This window comes from Streptomyces spiroverticillatus, from assembly GCA_014650415.1.
GTDB lineage: Bacteria > Actinomycetota > Actinomycetes > Streptomycetales > Streptomycetaceae > Streptomyces > Streptomyces spiroverticillatus.
In genome coordinates, this window is sequence record BMUX01000001.1 from 136,829 (window position 1) to 154,454 (window position 17,626).

The following is a 17,626-nucleotide window of genomic DNA, read 5'->3' on the forward strand; positions in this document are numbered from 1 at the left end:
CGTAACGACCGTCCCCCGTCCCGGATGTGGATGCGTCGCGAAGCAGGCTATCCGCAAACTCTGACAGTGCAGCAGGCCGGTACACAGTCGGTACAGATCACCGCAGGGCGGCACCCCGTTGCGGCGGCGGGCCGGGGCCGGTGTTACTGCTCGCGCGCTTTGGGCAGGTGGGGCAGGCGGTCGGCGGCGACCACCCCTTCGAGGTAGCCGCGGGCCCGCTCGGTGCGCGGGTAGGCCTCCAGGAGCTGCCAGAAGCGGGCACCGTGGCCGGGCACGAGGAGGTGCGCCAGCTCGTGCAGGAGTACGTAGTCGATGACGTACTCCGGCATTCCCTGGAGGCGGTGGGAGAGCCGGATGCTGCCCTCGGAGGGGGTGCAGGAGCCCCAGCGGGTGTTCTGGTTGGTCACCCAGCGCACCGAGGCGGGCTTGGCCCGGCCGTCGAAGTACTGGCCGGAGAGCTGGGTGGCGCGCTCGGTGAGGTCGTCGTCGCCGAGGGCGCGCTTGCTCTCCTGGGCGGCCAGTTTGTCGAGCATCACGCCGACCCAGCGCTGCTCCTCGGCCTCGGACATGCGGGCCGGAATGAGCACGATGGTGCGGTCGCCCTCGCGGTACGCGGAGACGGTGCGGCTGCGCCGGGCACTTCTGCGGACCTCGACGGCGAAGCGGGGGGACGGGTCGGCGGACACGCCACGACGTTACCCGCTGTGCCCGGCGGAAGTCCTGCCTTGGCCCGGTTACGGCCGGAAGCGCACTCCGCGACTCCCCCGGACACCCTGCTTGTACGACTAACGCCCGGCCCTGTGGACAACTTTCGGCACGGATGCGCGGGACGGCGCACTCTGGACCCAGGCGATCACGCCGGCACGGCGAGAGCGACGAAGGACGGGGGTGGGACCGATGCATCCGAGGGTGAAGCCCGCACTGCGGCGGGCCTGGCGGGACCGGCAGAGCGTGCAGTTCGGGGTGACGTCCGCGCACGCGGTGCTGGTCGGCCCGGTGGACACGGCGACCGGCACGCTGCTCGGGCTGCTGGACGGGACGCGCGGCATGCCGTTGCTGCGCGAGGAGGCGCGGGCGCGGGGTCTGCCCGAGGAGCAGGCGGACCGGCTGGTGGCCCGGCTCGCGGCGGCGGGACTGATCGACGACGTGGGCGCGGGCGGGCCCGGGGCGGTCGCCCTGCTCGCGCGGTCCGAGGAGGCCGACCGGCTGCGGCCCGACCTGGCCTCGCTGAGCGTGGTGCATCCGGAGCCGGGCGGCGGGGCGCGGCGGCTGGCGGCCCGGCGGTCGGCCCGGGTGCAGGTGCGCGGTGCGGGACGGGTCGGCACGACGCTCGCCGGGGTGCTGTCGGCGGCCGGGGTGGGCCGGGTCGACGTACTGGACGGCGGGTGCGTGGAGCCGTGGGACGTGGCACCGGGCGGGGCGTCGGCGGAGGCGGTGGGCACGCGTCGGGACACCGTCGCCCGTCGGGTCGTACGGGACTGCGCTCCCGGGCGTGCTCCCCGGCAGCGGTCCGGCCCGGCACCGGACGCCGAGCCCGCGTTGTCGCTGGTCGTGGTGGCGCCGCGGGACGGGCTGGACGCCTATGTGCCGGACCCCGCGGCGGCCGAGCCCTGGGTGACGGGCGGGGTCCCGCACTTGTACGCGGGGGTGGTGGAGGCCACGGGGGTGGTGGGGCCGCTGGTGCTGCCGGGCGGGACGGCGTGCGCCGGGTGCCTGTTCCGGACACGGGCGGAGCGCGATCCGGGGTGGCTGAGGATGCAGGCGCAGTGGCGCTCGGGGCGGCGGGGCGGGGTGCCGGGGTGCGACGTGGCGTTGGCCACCGCGGTGGCGGGGTTGGCGGCCGCCCATGCGCTGGCCTTCCTGGACGGGGAGTTGCCGTCGAGCACCGGGGCGCGGTGGGAGGCGGCGCTGCCGCTCCTCGACTGGCGGCGCGAGGAGGTCGCCGCGCACCGGGACTGCTCCTGCGGTGCAGGTCGGGTGAGGGAAGGGGACGCCCCCGAGGAGGGCTTGAGGCCGCAGGACACAATGGCACGGTAGGCGCCGTCGAAAGTGCCGGGGAGAAGGCCGCGGAAGCGGGGCCTCCGGGGCAGGTGCGGTGCGGCTGTCTGGGATTTGGAGGGGCTCATGTCTGATCTTCCCCGGAAGGCGGTCACCCGTACCGCCAAGCTGGCCGCGTTGCCACTGGGCTTCGCCGGCCGGACCGCCTGGGGCTTGGGCAAACGGATCGGCGGGAAGTCGGCGGAGATCGTCGGGCGGGAGCTGCAACAGCGCACGGCGGAACAGCTCTTCAAGGTCCTCGGGGAGTTGAAGGGGGGCGCCATGAAATTCGGGCAGGCGCTGTCCGTCTTCGAGTCGGCACTGCCGGAGGAGATCGCCGGACCGTACCGGGCGGCCCTGACGAAGCTTCAGGAAGCGGCGCCGCCGATGCCGACGAGCACGGTGCACAAGGTGCTGACGGAGCGGCTCGGCGAGGACTGGCGGGAGCTGTTCCGGGAGTTCGAGGACAAGCCGTCGGCGGCCGCGTCGATAGGGCAGGTGCACCGGGCGGTGTGGCACGACGGCCGGGCGGTGGCCGTCAAGGTGCAGTACCCGGGGGCCGGTGAGGCACTGCTGTCGGATCTCAATCAACTGGGCAGGTTCGCGCGGCTGTTGGGGCCGCTGATTCCCGGTATGGACATCAAGCCGCTGATCACGGAGCTGCGCGACCGGGTGACGGAGGAGCTGGACTACGAGCTGGAGGCGCGGGCCCAGCGGGAGCACGCGGCGGAGTTCGCCGCCGACCCGGACGTGGTGGTGCCGGATGTGGTGCACCAGTGCGACCAGGTGCTGGTGACGGAGTGGATGGACGGTGTGCCGCTGGCCGAGGTGATCGCGGACGGCACGCAGGAACAGCGGGACAGGGCGGGGCAGTTGCTGGCCCGGTTCCTGTTCTCGGGCCCGGCGCGTACGGGGCTGCTGCACGCCGACCCGCATCCGGGCAACTTCCGGCTGCTGCCCGCGAGTTCCCAGGAGGCCGGCGACGAGGGGCCGTGGCGGCTGGGGGTGCTGGACTTCGGGACTGTCGACCGGCTGCCGGGCGGTCTGCCGGACGCGATCGGCGAGGCGCTGCGGATGGCGCTGGAGGGCGACGCGGACGGGGTGTACGACATGCTGCGCCGCGACGGTTTCGTCAAGGAGGACATCGAGCTGGACCCCGGTGCGGTGCTGGACTATCTGCTGCCGATCATCGAGCCGGTGCAGGTGGAGGAGTTCGCGTTCAGCCGGGGCTGGTTGCGGCAGCAGGCGGGGCGGATCGCCGATGTCCGCTCCCCCGCCCACCAGTTGGGCAAGCAGCTCAACCTGCCGCCCGCGTACCTGCTGATACACCGGGTCACGCTGAGCACCATCGGGGTGCTCTGCCAGCTGGGTGCGACGGTGCGGCTGCGGGAGGAGCTGGAGGCCTGGCTGCCGGGGTTCCTTCCGGAGGCGGAGGAGCCGGTGGAGCGGTCCAGGGCCGAGTGACGGGGCCGGGCTTCGGCCCGGGCTTCGGCCCCGGTCACCACCAGGAGGAGTCGAGGCGGCCCTCGATGGCGCGGAGGTTGGTGCGGGCACAGTCGACGCAGAAGTGGCGTCGGCTGCCGCCCTCGACGGAGAGGGTCCAGGTCGGCGGGGGCCCCTGGGCGCGCGTGCCGCACTGGGCGCACACGACGCTCGCGTCGCCGTCGTCGGGCGCGGGCTGCGCGGGGCCGGGCTGCTGCGGGTCCACCTCGCGACGATAACCCCGCGGGTCGGCACAGTCTCCCCCGTACACGCCCGTGGGGCCGGCCCTTGCGGACCGGCCCCACGGTTACTGCTCTGTTGTTGCTCGGGTACTGCGTGCCCTTCGGCGGTCTGCCTACTGCATGACCGCCATGGCCAGCGCACGGCGGGCACGGAGCGACACGCGCTCCGCGCGACGCTGCATGCGCCGGGCCGCGACCAGGCGCACGGCCTGGCGCTCGGCGTCGGCTTCCCGCCGACGCTCTTGCATATGGGCACGAGCCAGGGCTTCTGGGATGAGTTGCATCTCGCGGGTCCTGTTCTGACGCGAGGCGTTCGCGCCGATGGTGCTTGCGGTGGAAGTCGCGGAGCCGGACGGCTCGTAGGTCGTGGGGGTCATCGGGTCCTGCTTCTGGGGATCGTGCGTGTGGGGGCGGTCAATGGGTCCTGTGCCGGTGATGTTCATGCTGCGACCGGGTTCTTGCGCGGACGGCCGCGCGGACGCTTCCGGGCGACGACGACGCCCTGGACGAACAGCTCGCCACCCCAGACGCCCCAGGGCTCGCGGCGCTCCTTGGCGCCGGCGAGGCAGGCCTCGACCAGCGGGCAGGTGCGGCAGAGCGACTTGGCGTACTCGACGTCGGCGGGGGTCTCGGCGAAGAAGACCTCCGGGTCGTACGAACGGCAGGGGACGGGCACGCCGAGGTTCTCGATGGCGTCGTCGAGCGCGGTGAGCGCGGTGAGGGGAGTCAAGGTCGGGTCCTCCGTGGAGCCGGGCGGCGGGATCGGGTGGGAAGTCGGTACGGACGGGGCGTGCGTGTCGAGTTGCACGGTGGTGGATTCCTCGTCTGTCGTTCCGGCCTGTTGGCCGGGTGGTGGCTGGTACCGGTGTTGCTTGGTCCCGAGGCCCCTTCGGCCTGTCCTCCCGGTTCGGGAAAAACAGAAGGGCCGCGGATCCCGGGTGGGGTTCCGCGGCCCTGAAGGCGCCGGCCTGATCGTCGTCAGGCTGGATCACTCCAGGGTTCGAGCCCACGGAAGGCCCACATCTTGTGCTGGTGCTGCGTCGTCGTCTGCGTGGTAAATCCGGCACCGGTCGCCGCGAACGCATAGGCCTGCGCCTGCGCCTTCGCTACTGCTGCCACCGGTGCCTTGGTCGGTCGCTCATTGCCGCCCTCGACGGTTCCCCGGACGGGGAGGCTCGCCAGCGGGGCCGGGCTGAGGGCCGAGACGGCAGACAGACCGGTGCCACGCAGCGAAGCGGCGGGAGAGGCGACGAGCAGGGAAGAGCCGAGAGTGCAGGCGGAGACGACGGAGCGATCGGTCATTTTGGTGGAGTTAATGAAGCTGGTCACTGGAATCGCCTCCTCTCGGCGTCTAGGGGTCCCGGCCGAGGCCGACACACACGTATTCGGATAAGTACAGCACAGAATCAGGGCTTCAGAGAAGAGCCGCTGTTCCCGTGGTTAAGAACCTATGGGGCTCCCCGCAGGAAGCGCAAACTATTTTTTCGACGAGTTTTTCTCACACCCCCGCCGCTCCCCCACCGGCCCGCCGTCAGTCCTCCGTCTCTTCCTCGTCGAGCTCCTGACCTGCGCAGAGGGCGAGAACGGCCGTTCCGTACAGCTTCGTCTTGCGGTGTCCGACCCCGGCGATCCTGGTGAGATCGCCCTCGTCCTCGGGACGGGCCTCGGCGATCGCCATCAGGGTCTTGTCGGTGAAGACGCAGTACCCCGGCAGCCCCACCTTCTTCGCCTGCCGCCCGCGCCAGCCGTGCAGCCGCTCGTACAGCCCCTCGTCCATGTCGGAGGGGCAGCCCTCGCAGCGCCTCAGCTTCATCTCGCCGCCGTCGATGAGTGTCTTGCCGCACACCCGGCAGCGCACCGGCCCCCGGAAGGTCCGCACGGTGGTGCCGGGAGCGGCCCCGGAGGCGCTCGGGGAGCTGCCCGCGGCGGCCCGGGAGACCTGGGTGCCCGAGCCGGGTCGCAGGCCCTTGAGGAAGCGGCTGGCGATCCGGGAGGCGCGGCCGCCGGGCGAGCGGGCCAGCGCCCAGGACAGGCTGAGGTGGACGCGGGCCCGGGTGACGCCGACGTACAGCAGCCGGCGTTCCTCCTCGATCTGCTCCTCGGTCTTGGCGTACGTGATCGGCATCATGCCCTCGGTGAGGCCGACCAGGAACACGGCGTCCCACTCCAGGCCCTTGGCAGCGTGCAGGGAGGCGAGGGTGACGCCCTGGACGGTGGGGGCGTGCTGGGCGGCCTTGCGCTCCTCCAGTTCGGAGACCAGGGCGGCGAGGGTGGCCTGCGGTGCGGCGCGGGAGAAGTCCTCGGCGAGGCGGGCCAGGGCGGCGAGGGACTCCCAGCGGTCGCGGACCACGCCGGACCCGGCCGGGGGGGTCGGTTTCCAGCCGTTGCCGCTGAGGATGGCGCGGACCTGGGCGGGCAGCCCGTCGACGCCGTCGAGGAGGGAGTCGTTGCCGCCGAAGCGGGCCGCGCCGCGCAGCCTGCTGATCGCCTCGTTCACCTCGGGCCGCTCGAAGAAGCGCTCGGCGCCGCGCAGCTGGTAGGGCACCCCGGCGTCGGCGAGGGCCTGCTCGTACACCTCGGACTGGGCGTTGACGCGGTAGAGCACGGCGATCTCGCCGGCCGGGACGCCCGCGGCGATCAGGTCGCGGATGCGCCGGGCGGTGCCTTCGGCCTCGCCGGGCTCGTCGGCGTACTCGCGGAAGACGGGGGCGGGGCCCTGCTCGCGCTGGGAGATCAGCTCCAGGCGGTTCTCGGCGGCGCGGCCGGTGGCCGGGGCGAGGACGCCGTTGGCGAGGTGCACGACCTGGGGGGTGGAGCGGTAGTCGCGGACCAGCTTGACGACGGTGGCCTCGGGGTGGCGGGTGCGGAAGTTCAGCAGGTGGTCGGGGGTGGCGCCGGTGAAGGAGTAGATCGTCTGGTTGGCGTCGCCGACGACGCACAGGCTGTCGCGCTCGCCGAGCCACAGTTCGAGCAGGCGCTGCTGGAGCGGGCTGACGTCCTGGTACTCGTCGACGACGAAGTGCTGGTACTGGCGGCGGAACTCGTCGGCGATCAGGTGCTGGTCCTGGAGGATGCCGACGGTCAGCAGCAGCACGTCCTCGAAGTCGATCAGCCCGCGCTCGCGCTTGAGCTGCTCGTACGCCGTGTAGATCTGGCTGATTTCCGCCTCGCCGCGCGGGGCCGCGCGGTGGGCCTTGGCGATGGCGGCGGGGTAGTCGTCGGGGACGGTCTGGGTGACCTTGGCCCATTCGATCTCGCTGGTGACGTCGCGCAGCTCGCCCCGGTCCAGGCGGATGCCGAGACGTCCGGCGGCCTCCGCGACCAGTTGCACCTTGCGCTCGATCAGCCGGGGCAGCTCGCCGCCGACCACCTTGGGCCAGAAGTAGCGGAGCTGGCGCAGGGCGGCGGCGTGGAAGGTGCGGACCTGGACGCCGCCCGCACCGAGCTGGCGGAGCCGGCCGCGCATCTCGCCGGCGGCACGGGTGGTGAAGGTCACGGCCAGCAGGCTGTTCTGCTCGAAGGTGCCGAGCCGCACCCCGTAGGCGATCCGGTGGGTGATCGCGCGGGTCTTTCCCGTACCGGCTCCGGCGAGGACGCACACCGGACCGTGCAGGGCGGTGGCGACCTGGCGCTGCTCGGGGTCGAGCCCGTCGAGCACCGCGTCGGCCGTCTCCGGGACCTGCGGGAAAAGGGAGGAGTGCGTTGCTGCTGTCACCCTGCCATGCTGCCAGGTCGCCCGGGACTGCTGCGGCGGTTGTCCACAGGGGGTGAGGTCCGGTCGTACTAATGCGGGAGTGGTGACGGGAATGGTCCGGGGGTCCGTTACGTTCGAGCCACTGGGAGTACGGATCGCTGAAGGGTTCACCCCGGGCGAGCCCCAGCCAAGCAGAGGAGCAAGAGGGACATGTCGGGCACCGTGACGATGTACAGCACCACGTGGTGCGGCTACTGCCGCCGGCTGAAGAGCCAGATGGACCGCGAAGGCATCGCCTACAACGAGGTCAACATCGAGCACGACGCCGACTCGGCCGCGTTCGTGGAGAAGGCCAACGGGGGCAACCAGACCGTTCCGACCCTGCTCGTCGTGTCCGAGGCGGGCACCGAGTCGGTCATGACGAACCCGTCGCTGGCGCAGGTCAAGCAGGCGCTGGCCGCCGTCTGACCTGAGCTTTTCGTGTACGGCAAGGGCCGCCCCGCATGTCGCGGGGCGGCCCTCGTCGTACGTACGCCAGACGTCAGGCGGCGCGGCCCGGCTTCGGCAGCGGCTTGCCGTACCAGTGCTCGATCAGGCGGGCCGCGATCGAGATGCCGAACGGCGGCAGCACCTCGCCGGACGCGAAGGCGGCGGCCAGGTCCTCGCGGGAGAACCAGCGGGCCTCCTCGATCTCCTCGCCGTCCACGTTGATCTCGGAGCTGGTGGCGCGGGCCGTGAAGCCCAGCATCAGGCTGGACGGGAACGGCCACGGCTGGCTGGCCAGGTACTCGACCTCGCCGACGACGACGCCCGCCTCCTCGAAGACCTCGCGGGCCACCGACTGCTCGATGGACTCGCCGGGCTCGACGAAGCCCGCGAGCGTGGAGAAGCGGCCCTCGGGCCAGTGCACCTGGCGGCCGAGCAGCGCGCGGTCCTGGTCGTCGGTGACCAGCATGATCACGGCGGGGTCGGTGCGCGGGTAGTGCTCGGCGCCGCAGGCCTGGCAGCGGCGGATGTGCCCGGCGGCGGCGATCACGGTGCGCTCGCCGCAGCGGGAGCAGAAACGATGCAGCCGCTGCCAGTTCTCCAGGGCCACCGCGTGCACCATCAGGCCCGCGTCCCGGGGCGAGAGCAGCAGCCCCGCCTCGCGCAGTCCGGCCGGGCGCGCGGACTGGTCCATGCGGCCGGGGAGGCTGTCCTTCTGGAGCGCGAAGTAGCTGACGCCCTCGTCGTCGGTGCCCAGGAAGTAGCGGTGGGTCTCGGTCAGGGGGGCCTCGAAGGCCGGGGTCATGACCAGTTCGGTGCGGCCGTCGGGGGTGTCGTCGATCAGCGCCTGGCCGCCGGAGACGACGAAGACGCGGGTCGAGGGGTGGCTCCAGGCGGCGGCCAGCCAGGCCTCGTCCATGCGGTGGTGCGCGGCGCGGTCGATGCCGCTGGAGGCGGAGAGGGCGAGCGGCCGGTCGAAGCGGGCGTTCGTGCCGAGGACTCCGGTGCTGCTGCTGGTGGTGCTGGTGACGCCGTTTCCGGTGGTGCTCGTGGTGACGCCGTTGCCGGTGCCGGTGACGCCGTTGTCGGTGCTGGTGCTCACAGGTGCTTCCAACTCCCCCGGGTGGATCGGGATTCTGTTCTGCTCAGCGGTTGTGTCGGCTGTGTCAGCGAAGGGGCTGCGCGGCGAGGTCGCCCCACAGGTACGCGGTGGTCTCGACGCCCTTGAGCAGCAGGTCCAGTTCGACCTTCTCGTTGGGCGCGTGCCAGCCGTCGGACGGCACGGAGATGCCCAGGAAGAGCACGGGTGCGCCGAGGACGTCCTGGAGGTCGGCGGCGGGGCCGGAGCCTCCTTCGCGGGTGAAGCGGATCGGCTGCTCGAAGGCCCGGCCCATGGCCCGTGCGACGGACTGCAGGGCGGGGTGGTCGAGCGGGGTCAGGCAGGGGCGGGTGGCCGCGCCGAAGGTGATGTCGTAGCGGATTCCGGCGGGGACGCGGGTCGCGATCCAGTCCCGTACCGCCTGCTCGATCTTGTCCGGGTCCTGTCCGGCGACCAGGCGGAACGACAGCTTCAGCTCGGCGGACGCGGGGACGATGGTCTTGCCGCCGGGGCCCTGGTAGCCGCCGCCGATGCCGTTGACCTCGGCGGTCGGGCGGGCCCAGATGCGCTCCAGGGTGGAGTAGCCGGCCTCGCCGTGGGTGGCGTAGGACTTGGCCGTACGCAGCCACTTCGCCTCGTCGAAGGGCAGCTCCGCGAAGAGCGCGCGCTCCTGGTCGGTGAGGGGCACGATGCCGTCGTAGAAGCCGGGGACGGTGATGTGGCCGTCCTCGTCGTGCAGGGCGGCGACCACGCGGGCGGCGACGGTGGCGGGGTTGGGGACCGCGCCGCCGAAGGAGCCCGAGTGGATGTCCTGGTCGGGCCCGCGGAAGGTGATCTCGCAGTCGGCGACGCCGCGCATGCCCGTGCACACGGTCGGGGTGTCCTCGGACCACATGCCGGTGTCGGAGACGATCACGGCGTCGGCGGCGAGGCGCTCGCGCCGGGCCTCGATCAGCTCGCGGAAGTGCGGCGAGCCGGACTCCTCCTCGCCCTCGATCAGGAGCTTGAGGTTCACGGCGGGGGCGGTGCGGCCGGTCGCGGCGAGGTGCGCGCGCACGCCGAGGGTGTGGAAGAACACCTGGCCCTTGTCGTCGGCGGCGCCGCGCCCGTACATCCGGCCGTCGATCGTCGTCGGCTCGAAGGGCTCGGTGTGCCAGCCGTCCTCGCGGGCGGCGGGCTGCACGTCGTGGTGTCCGTAGACGAGGACCGTGGGGGCGTCCGCGTCCCCGGAGGGCCACTCGGCGAAGACCGCCGGGGCGCCGTCGGTGGGCCAGATCTCGGCGACCGGGAAGCCGGTCTCCCTGAGCTTGGCGGCCAGCCACTCGGCGCTGCGCCGTACGTCCTCGGCGTGCTCGGGCTGGGCCGACACGGAGGGGATGCGCAGCCACTCGGCCAGGTCGGCCAGGAAGGCGGCGCGGTGCTCTTCGATGTACGTACGGACGGCGCTGTCCGGGGTCTCGCTCATGACCTTGAGCCTAACTCTCCGGTGGAGATGCGGCGTCCGGGGCCCGGGTCGCGGACTCCTCGGGGGCTCTCTCGCCGGAGAGGATGCGCTCCAGCTCACGGCGGCCGGGGAGGTTGCGGGGGCGGATGCTCTCGCCGCTGCGGACGTACAGGAAGGTGGCGAGGACCTCTTCCGGGTGCAGCCCGTGCAGCTCGGCCCAGGCCAGTCGGTAGATGGCGAGCTGGAGGGGGTCGGCGGCGCGGTGGCGGCTGGTCTTCCAGTCGACGATCTCGTACGTCCCGGACGCCTCGTCGTAGTAGACGGCGTCGATGCGGCCCCGGACGACGCGGCCCGCCAGGTTGAGGTGGAAGGGGGTCTCCGTGCGGTACGGGGTGCGGCGGGCGTACTCCGTGCGCTCGAAGGCCTCCTTGAGGGCGGCCAGGTCGCGCTCGTCGGCGATCTCGGTGTCGTCCTCGTCGCCGCCGGGCAGCTCCTCCGGGCCGAGCATCGGCAGCGGCAGCTCCTCGAAGCGGGACTCCACCCAGGCGTGGAAACGGGTGCCGCGCCGGGCGGCGGGCTGCGGCGGCCGGGGCATGGGGCGGGCCAGCTCCCGGGCGAAGCCGTCGGGGTCCTCGGCCAGGCGCATCAGCTGGGTGGCGGACAGGGACGGCGGCACGGGGACGTCGCGGGTGGTGGCGCGGGCGCGCCGCAGCTCGTCGGCGAGGGCGTCGAGGTCGCGGTCCCAGGAGTCGACGGTGCGGGCTTCTTCGGGGGTCAGGGCGGTGGGGGTGTCCTCCGGGTCATCCGAGGCCTCCGGGTCCTGCGGGTCCCGCGGGTCCTGCGGGTCCTGCGGGCCGAGGGTCTGCTCCTCCGGGTGGGGGCGCGCCTCCTGGCCGGGGGCCTGGGGGCCGGGGGTGTCGTGCCGGGTGGCCTCCGGGTCCGGGCGCCGGGACGAGAGCGCGTCCCAGTCGGCGGCCTCCGCCTCTTCGTCCGGTACGGGCCATGCCTCGGGGTCCTCCGGGGCCTCCTCCGGAATCCAGTCGTCCCACGCGGTGGGCTCCGGTACGGGCGGGGGTGCGGGGGCGTCGCGCAGGGCGTCCAGGTGGGCCAGGACGGTGGTGCGGGCCCGGCGGCGGCGGGCCAGGGCGTCGTCGTCCAGGGGCAGCGGCCAGGCACGGTCGACGGCGGACTCCTGGAGCGCGGGGTTCTCCTCGCCCTCCTCCGGTGCGTCCGCCCAGACCTCGATCTCGCCGAAACCGGCCGCGCAGTGCTCGTACAGCGCGTCGAGGAAGTCGGAGGGGCCGCGGGTCTTCTTCTGGTTGGGGCCCCACCAGTGGCCGGAGCCGAGCAGCAGCTGCTTGGGGCGGGTGAAGGTGACGTAGCCGAGGCGCAGTTCCTCGATGTGCTGGTGCTCCTTCATCGCGTCCTTGAACAGCTTGATCCCCTTGCTGTCCCACTCCTGCACGTCGGGGAGCGTCTGCGCGTCGCCGCGCAGGGCGTGCGGCAGGACCTGCGGCTGGGAGGTCCAGGACTCGCGGCCGCGGTCGCTCGGGAAGGCGCCCCGGACGAGGCCGGGGGCGGCGACGACCTTCCACTCCAGGCCCTTGGACTTGTGCGCGGTGAGCACCTTCACGGTGTCCTCGCCGCCGGGCAGGGCGTTGTCGAGGCCCTTCTCGTACTGGGCGGCGGTGTGCAGGAAGCCGAGGAAGGCGAGCAGGGTGGCCTCGCCGTCGAGGGAGGCGAAACCGGCCGCTGTGTCGAGGAAGTTGTTGAGGGTCTCGCGGCGGCGGGCGGCCAGCGCGTGCGGGGACGCGGAGAGTTCGACCTCCAGGCCCGTGGTGTGCAGGACGCGGTGCAGTACGTCCATCAGCGGGTCGGCGAGTGAGCGGCGCAGGTCGCGCAGTTCACGCGCGAGGTGGGCGAAGCGCACCCGGGCGTCCGCCGAGAACGGCAGCCCGTCGTCCTCCGTCTCCGGCGACTCCAGGAAGGTGTCGAGGGCGTCCGCGAGCGATATCACCTCGGACGGGTCGACCCCCTCGACGGCCTCCGCGAGCCTGCGGTCGGGGTCGTCGTCGGCGCCGCTGCCCCGGTGCACGAGGAGGCGGGCGCGGCGGCCGAGGAGGGCCAGGTCGCGGGGGCCGATGCGCCAGCGCGGGCCGGTCAGCAGCCGTACGAGAGAGGCGTTGGCGCCCGGGTCCTGGAGGACTTCGCAGACCGCGACCAGGTCGGCGACCTCGGGCAGGTGCAGCAGCCCGGACAGGCCGACGACCTCGACGGGGACGTCCCGGGCGACCAGGGCGGCCTGGATCTCGGGGAAGTCGCCCGCGGTGCGGCACAGGACGGCGATGTCGCCGGGGGCGGTGCCGGTGCGGACCTGGTGAGCGAGGGAGTCGGCGATCCAGGCGATCTCCTCCTCGTGCGTGCGCAGCAGGGCGCAGCGGACCACTCCGGAGCGTTCCTCGCCCGGGGCCGCGCGCAGTGCCTCGACGCCCTGGTGCATGGCGCGCAGGGGGGCGGCGAGGCCGTTGGCGAGGTCGAGGAGGCGGCCGCCGCTGCGGCGGTTCTCGCTGAGCGCGTACCGGTCGGCGGGGCGGCCGTCGGCGTACGGGAAGTGCTCGGGGAAGTCGTCGAGGTTGGCCACCGAGGCGCCGCGCCAGCCGTAGATCGCCTGGCAGGGGTCGCCGACGGCGGTGACGGGGTGTCCGGTGCCGCCGCCGAACAGGCCCGAAAGCAGCAGCCGTTGGGCGACGGAGGTGTCCTGGTACTCGTCGAGGAGGACGACGCGGAACTCGCCGCGCAGGATCTCGCCCACCTCGGGCAGGGCGGCGAGCCGTGCGGAGAGCGCGATCTGGTCGCCGAAGTCCAGGAGGTCCCGGCTGCGCTTCTGGTCCTGGTAGCGGACGGTCAGCTCCAGGAGTTCCCGGCGGGCTTCGGCGGCTTCGGGGACCTTGCGCAGGTCGGCGTTGGAGAGCTTGACGCCCGCGAGGGTGTCGAGGAGTTCCGTGTCGTACGTGCGCAGGGCCGAGGGTCGTACGAGGTGCTCGGCGAGCTCCGCGTCCAGCGCCAGGAGGTCGCTGACCAGGGTGGCGAAGGAGCGCGTGAGGGCGGGGTAGGGGCCGGGGGCCTCGCGCAGGACGCGGGCGGCGAGCTGGTAGCGGGTGGCGTCGGCGAGGAGGCGGGCGGAGGGCTCCAGGCCGATGCGCAGGCCGTGGTCGGTGAGGAGCTGGCCGGCGAAGGCGTGGTAGGTGGAGATGCGGGGTTCGCCGGGCGGATTGTCGGGGTCGATGACGTCGGGGTCGGTGATCCCGGCGGCGACCAGGGCCTTGCGGACCCGCTCGGCGAGCTCGGCGGCGGCCTTGTTGGTGAAGGTCAGGCCGAGGACCTGCTCGGGGGCGACCTGCCCGGTGCCCACCAGCCAGACCACGCGGGCGGCCATCACCGTCGTCTTGCCCGAACCGGCCCCGGCCACGATGACCTGCGGGGCGGTGGGTGCCGTGATGCACGCCAGCTGCTCCGGGGTGAACGGGATGCCGAGGAGCCGCTTGAGCTGCTCGGGATCGGTGATTCTGGTGGTCACCTCGAAAAGGCTATCCGGCACCACTGACAACGGTCTTCACAAGGGCCCTGACCTGCACATTCGGCTAATCGACCACGTGCTTGCCCTCCGGCTGGGCGCTGCACGAGGCGCGGAAGGCGCAGTGGGTGCACTGGCTGCCGGTGCTCGGGGCGAAACGTTCGTCCAGGACCCGGCCGGCCGCCGTGGCCAGCAGGTCGCCGACCCACTCCCCCTCCAGCGGCGCCTGCGCCTGGATCTTGGGCAGGGTCTCGCCGCCGTCCTTCTTGGCGGCGCCCTGCCGCAGCTGGACGAGTTCCGCGCCGCCCGCCTCGGGCCGGTTGCCGCCGAAGACGTCGTCGACGGCGCCCTCGCGGACGGCGAGCTGGTAGACGGCGAGCTGCGGGTGGTGGGCGACCTCGTCGCGGGTGGGCGCGGACTTGCCGGTCTTGAAGTCCACGACGTACGCACGGCCCTGCCCGTCGGTCTCCACGCGGTCCATGGAGCCCCGGATGCGGACCTCGTACTCGCCGCCCGCCTCCAGGGTGACGTCGAAATCGTGCTCGGTGGCCACCGCGGTGCGCCCGCCGCGGTCGGTGACGTGCCACGCCAGGAAGCGCTCCAGGGCGGCGCGCGCGTTCGCCTTCTCCTGCCGGGACTTCCAGGGCGCGTCGAAGGCGAGCGCGTCCCACACCGAGTCGAGGCGCTCCATGAGGACGTCGAGGTCGGCGGGTGTGCGCCCGGAGGCGACCTCGTCGGCGAGGACGTGGACGACGTTGCCGAAGCCCTGGGCGGCGGTGGCGGGGGCGTCGGCCTTGACCTCGCGGCCCAGGAACCACTGGAGGGAACAGGTGTTGGCGAGCTGGTCCAGGGCACTGCCGGACAGGGCGACCGGCTGGTCGCGGTCGCGCAGCGGCACGGTGCTGTGCGTCGGCTCGTACAGGCCCCACCAGCGGTCCGGGTGGGCGGCGGGCACCATCGGCTGCCCGTCCTCGTCGCTGAGTGCGGCGAGCCGGGCCAGGCGGCGGGCGGCGGCGTCGCGCAGCGCCTCGGTGGCGTCCGGATCGACGGTGGTGGCGCGCAGTTCCGCCACCAGTGCGGAGACGGCGAGCGGGCGGCGGGGGCGGCCGGTGACGTCCTTGGGTTCGACGCCGAGTTCGGTGAGGAAGCGGGAGGGCTGGTCGCCGTCGTCGGCGGGGGTCTTCACGGCGGTGACCACCAGGCGCTCGCGCGCGCGCGTGGCGGCGACGTAGAAGAGCCTGCGTTCCTCGGCGAGGAGGGCACCGGGGGTGAGCGGTTCGGCGAGTCCGTCGCGGCCGATGCGGTCGGCCTCCAGGAGGGAGCCCCTGCGGCGCAGGTCGGGCCAGAGCCCTTCCTGCACACCGGTGACGACGACGAGCCGCCACTCCAGGCCCTTGGAGCGGTGTGCGGTCATCAGGCGTACGGCTTCGGGCCGTACGGTGCGCTTGCTGAGGGTGTCGGCGGCGATGTCCTGGGCGTCCAGCTCCTCCAGGAAGTTCAGGGCTCCCCGGCCGCCGGACCGCTCCTCCGCGCGGGCAGCGGTGTCGAAGAGGGCGCACACGGCGTCCAGGTCGCGGTCGGCGTTGCGCCCCGGAGCGCCGCCGCGCAGGGCGGCCCGCTCCAGGCGGGCCGGCCAGGGGGTGCCGTCCCACAGGGCCCACAGCGCCTCCTCGGCGGTGCCGCCGCCTTCGAGGAGTTCGCGGGCCTTGCGCAGGAGTGCGCCCAGGCGCTGGGCGCCGCGCGCGTAGTGCGGGTCGTGGGCGACGAGGCGCTCGGGCTCGGCGAGGGCGCGGGCGAGGAGGACGTCCGAGGGCGGCGGCACCTTGTTGCCCGCCTCCCGTTCCTCGTCGCGCAGGGCGCGCCCGAGGCGGCGCAGGTCGGCGGCGTCCATGCCGGCGAGGGGGGACGCGAGGAGTTCGGCGGCGGTCTCAGGGTCGAGCCAGGAGGGGATGGCGGTTTCCGGGGCGGCTGTCGGCGCGTCGTCCGTGAACGCCGTCACCGGCACCTGCGCCACCGCCGCCTTCGCCACCGCCCGCAGTGCCGTCAGCAGTGGTGTCACCGCGGGCTCGTGGCGCAGCGGCAGGTCGTCGCCGTCGATCTCCAGCGGCACTCCGGCGGACGTCAGTGCGCGCCGTACCGACGGTATGGTCCGCCCGCCCGCGCGCACCAGCACCGCCATCTCGCTCCACGGCACGCCCTCCTCCAGGTGCGCCCGGCGCAGGATGTCCGCGACGTTGTCCAGCTCGGCGCCCGCCGTCGGGTACGTGTTGACCTCGACCCTGCCGCCCTCGCGCACGGGTGCGAGGTCCCGGTGCGCCTGCACGGCGGCGGCCGGAAGCCGGTTCAGGGGCATGCGGCGGGTCAGCAGCCGGGTGGCGGCCAGCAGGTCGGCCCCCGAGCGGCGGGAGGTGGTGAGGACTTCCACGCGGGCCGGGCGGCCGTCGTCACGGACGAAGGTGTGCGGGAAGTCGAGGATGCCGCCGACGTCGGCGCCGCGGAAGGCGTAGATCGACTGGTCGGGGTCGCCGAAGGCCACCAGGGTGCGCCCCTGTCCGGCGAGCGCGTGCAGCAGCCGGACCTGGGCGGGGTCGGTGTCCTGGTACTCGTCGACGAACACGGCGTCGTAGGCGGAGGCGAGCCGTCCGGTGGTCGCCTCGCGTTCGGCGAGCAGCACCGCGCGGTGCACCAGTTCGGCGTAGTCCAGGACGCCCTGCATGTCGAGGACGTCGAGGTACTCGGCGAGGAAGGTCGCGGCGGCCTTCCAGTCGGGGCGGCCGATGCGGACCGCGAAGTCCCGCAGCGCCTCGGGGCCCAGCCCCAGTTCGCGGCTGCGGGCGAGGACGGCGCGGACCTCGTCGGCGAAGCCGCGGGTGGTGAGGCAGGCGCGCAGTTCGTCGGGCCAGCGCACGTGCGCCAGGCCGGTCTTCTCCAGGTCGATCTCGCCCGCGAGCAGCTCGCGCACCGCCACGTCCTGCTCGGGGCCGGAGAGCAGCCGCAGGGGCTCACTGAACAGGTCGCTGTCCTGGTGGGCGCGGACCAGGGCGTAGCAGAACGAGTGGAAGGTGGTGGCCTGCGGCGCCTGCCGGGAGCCCAGGCGCAGCGCCATCCGGTCGCGCAGTTCGACGGCGGCCTTGCGGCTGAAGGTCAGGACCAGGACCCGCTCGGGTCGCACTCCGGCGGCGATCCGGGCGGCGACCGCCTCCACGAGGGTGGTCGTCTTGCCGGTGCCGGGGCCCGCCAGGACGAGCAGGGGGCCTTCGGGGTGGTCAACCACCGCGCGCTGTTGTGCGTCCAGCAGAGGAGGGTCCACGCGGCCCGGTGCCGTCCGGATCAGACGGTAGGCGCCCGGGGTCCGCTGCCGCGACCGCTGGTGGTGCCGGTTCGGCTGGTTCCGGGAGGTCCCCGGGGGGCCCGAGGAAGTGGAGGTGCTCACGTGGATCGCCGGTCCTGGTGGGTGGTGTGCCGGCCGTCTCGCGGCCGTAGGGGGTGACTGTGCCGTACGGGGCCGGCGTGCCGTGCGCGTCCGACGCACCGGGTGCTGTCGACGCTACGCCAGTGAACGCACTGG

13 protein-coding genes are annotated in these 17,626 nt (G+C 73.2%); 3 read left to right on the plus strand and 10 right to left on the minus strand.

Annotated elements, in window-relative coordinates:
- Positions 1-143 precede the first annotated feature (143 nt).
- Positions 144-686, minus strand: a complete 543-nt coding sequence (locus IE269_RS00675) for a M48 metallopeptidase family protein (protein ID WP_189820678.1) — start codon at positions 684-686, stop codon at positions 144-146.
- 211 nt (positions 687-897) lie between these two features.
- Between IE269_RS00675 and IE269_RS00680 the strand changes: the two genes are divergently transcribed.
- Positions 898-2,037 (plus strand): ThiF family adenylyltransferase, encoded by a 1,140-nt coding sequence (locus IE269_RS00680; protein WP_189820679.1) that lies wholly within the window; start codon positions 898-900, stop codon positions 2,035-2,037.
- A gap of 87 nt (positions 2,038-2,124) precedes the next feature.
- A complete protein-coding gene (locus tag IE269_RS00685) occupies positions 2,125-3,501 on the plus strand; it encodes an ABC1 kinase family protein (protein ID WP_189820680.1) in 1,377 nt (458 codons plus the stop codon).
- A 34-nt stretch (positions 3,502-3,535) separates the two neighbouring features.
- On the opposite strand, the gene IE269_RS00690 is transcribed toward IE269_RS00685, so the two are convergent.
- The 5 genes from IE269_RS00690 to IE269_RS00710 form a co-directional block, all read right to left on the minus strand.
- Positions 3,536-3,745 carry a hypothetical protein gene (locus IE269_RS00690; protein ID WP_189821394.1) on the minus strand — a complete coding sequence of 70 codons (210 nt, stop codon included), beginning with the start codon at positions 3,743-3,745 and terminating at the stop codon, positions 3,536-3,538.
- Between the two features lie 129 nt (positions 3,746-3,874).
- Entirely contained in the window at positions 3,875-4,204 is a 330-nt protein-coding gene (locus IE269_RS00695; RefSeq protein WP_189820681.1) for a hypothetical protein, read from the minus strand.
- Positions 4,201-4,569 (minus strand): WhiB family transcriptional regulator, encoded by a 369-nt coding sequence (locus IE269_RS00700; protein WP_189820682.1) that lies wholly within the window; start codon positions 4,567-4,569, stop codon positions 4,201-4,203. The genes IE269_RS00695 and IE269_RS00700 overlap by 4 nt, the downstream gene beginning before the upstream one ends.
- A gap of 170 nt (positions 4,570-4,739) precedes the next feature.
- On the minus strand, positions 4,740-5,090 hold the full coding sequence (locus IE269_RS00705; RefSeq protein WP_189820683.1) for a hypothetical protein: 351 nt from the start codon (positions 5,088-5,090) through the stop codon (positions 4,740-4,742).
- Between the two features lie 202 nt (positions 5,091-5,292).
- Positions 5,293-7,476, minus strand: coding sequence for an ATP-dependent DNA helicase UvrD2 (locus tag IE269_RS00710; RefSeq protein ID WP_189820684.1), 2,184 nt, complete (start codon positions 7,474-7,476; stop codon positions 5,293-5,295).
- Positions 7,477-7,665: 189 nt separating this feature from the next.
- On the opposite strand from IE269_RS00710, the gene IE269_RS00715 reads away from it, so the two are divergent.
- Positions 7,666-7,923, plus strand: a complete 258-nt coding sequence (locus IE269_RS00715) for a glutaredoxin domain-containing protein (RefSeq protein ID WP_189820685.1) — start codon at positions 7,666-7,668, stop codon at positions 7,921-7,923.
- A 73-nt stretch (positions 7,924-7,996) separates the two neighbouring features.
- On the opposite strand, the gene nudC is transcribed toward IE269_RS00715, so the two are convergent.
- From nudC to IE269_RS00735, 4 genes are all read right to left on the minus strand, one after another.
- Positions 7,997-8,884 (minus strand): NAD(+) diphosphatase, encoded by an 888-nt coding sequence (gene nudC, locus IE269_RS00720; protein WP_189821321.1) that lies wholly within the window; start codon positions 8,882-8,884, stop codon positions 7,997-7,999.
- Between the two features lie 223 nt (positions 8,885-9,107).
- Positions 9,108-10,505, minus strand: a complete 1,398-nt coding sequence (locus tag IE269_RS00725) for a dipeptidase (protein ID WP_189820686.1) — start codon at positions 10,503-10,505, stop codon at positions 9,108-9,110.
- 10 nt (positions 10,506-10,515) lie between these two features.
- Positions 10,516-14,061, minus strand: a complete 3,546-nt coding sequence (locus IE269_RS00730; RefSeq protein WP_189820687.1) for an ATP-dependent DNA helicase — start codon at positions 14,059-14,061, stop codon at positions 10,516-10,518.
- Positions 14,062-14,125: 64 nt separating this feature from the next.
- A complete protein-coding gene (locus IE269_RS00735) occupies positions 14,126-17,491 on the minus strand; it encodes an ATP-dependent helicase (protein WP_189820688.1) in 3,366 nt (1,121 codons plus the stop codon).
- Positions 17,492-17,626: the final 135 nt, after the last annotated feature.

Excerpts from the sequence above, each read along its gene's own strand:
- IE269_RS00685 (WP_189820680.1), top strand. The coding sequence starts at position 2,125 with ATGTCTGATCTTCCCCGGAAGGCGGTCACCCGTACCGCCAAGCTGGCC.
- IE269_RS00695 (WP_189820681.1), bottom strand. The coding sequence starts at position 4,204 with ATGAACATCACCGGCACAGGACCCATTGACCGCCCCCACACGCACGAT.
- IE269_RS00680 (WP_189820679.1), top strand. The coding sequence starts at position 898 with ATGCATCCGAGGGTGAAGCCCGCACTGCGGCGGGCCTGGCGGGACCGG.
- IE269_RS00725 (WP_189820686.1), bottom strand. The coding sequence starts at position 10,505 with ATGAGCGAGACCCCGGACAGCGCCGTCCGTACGTACATCGAAGAGCAC.
- IE269_RS00715 (WP_189820685.1), top strand. The coding sequence starts at position 7,666 with ATGTCGGGCACCGTGACGATGTACAGCACCACGTGGTGCGGCTACTGC.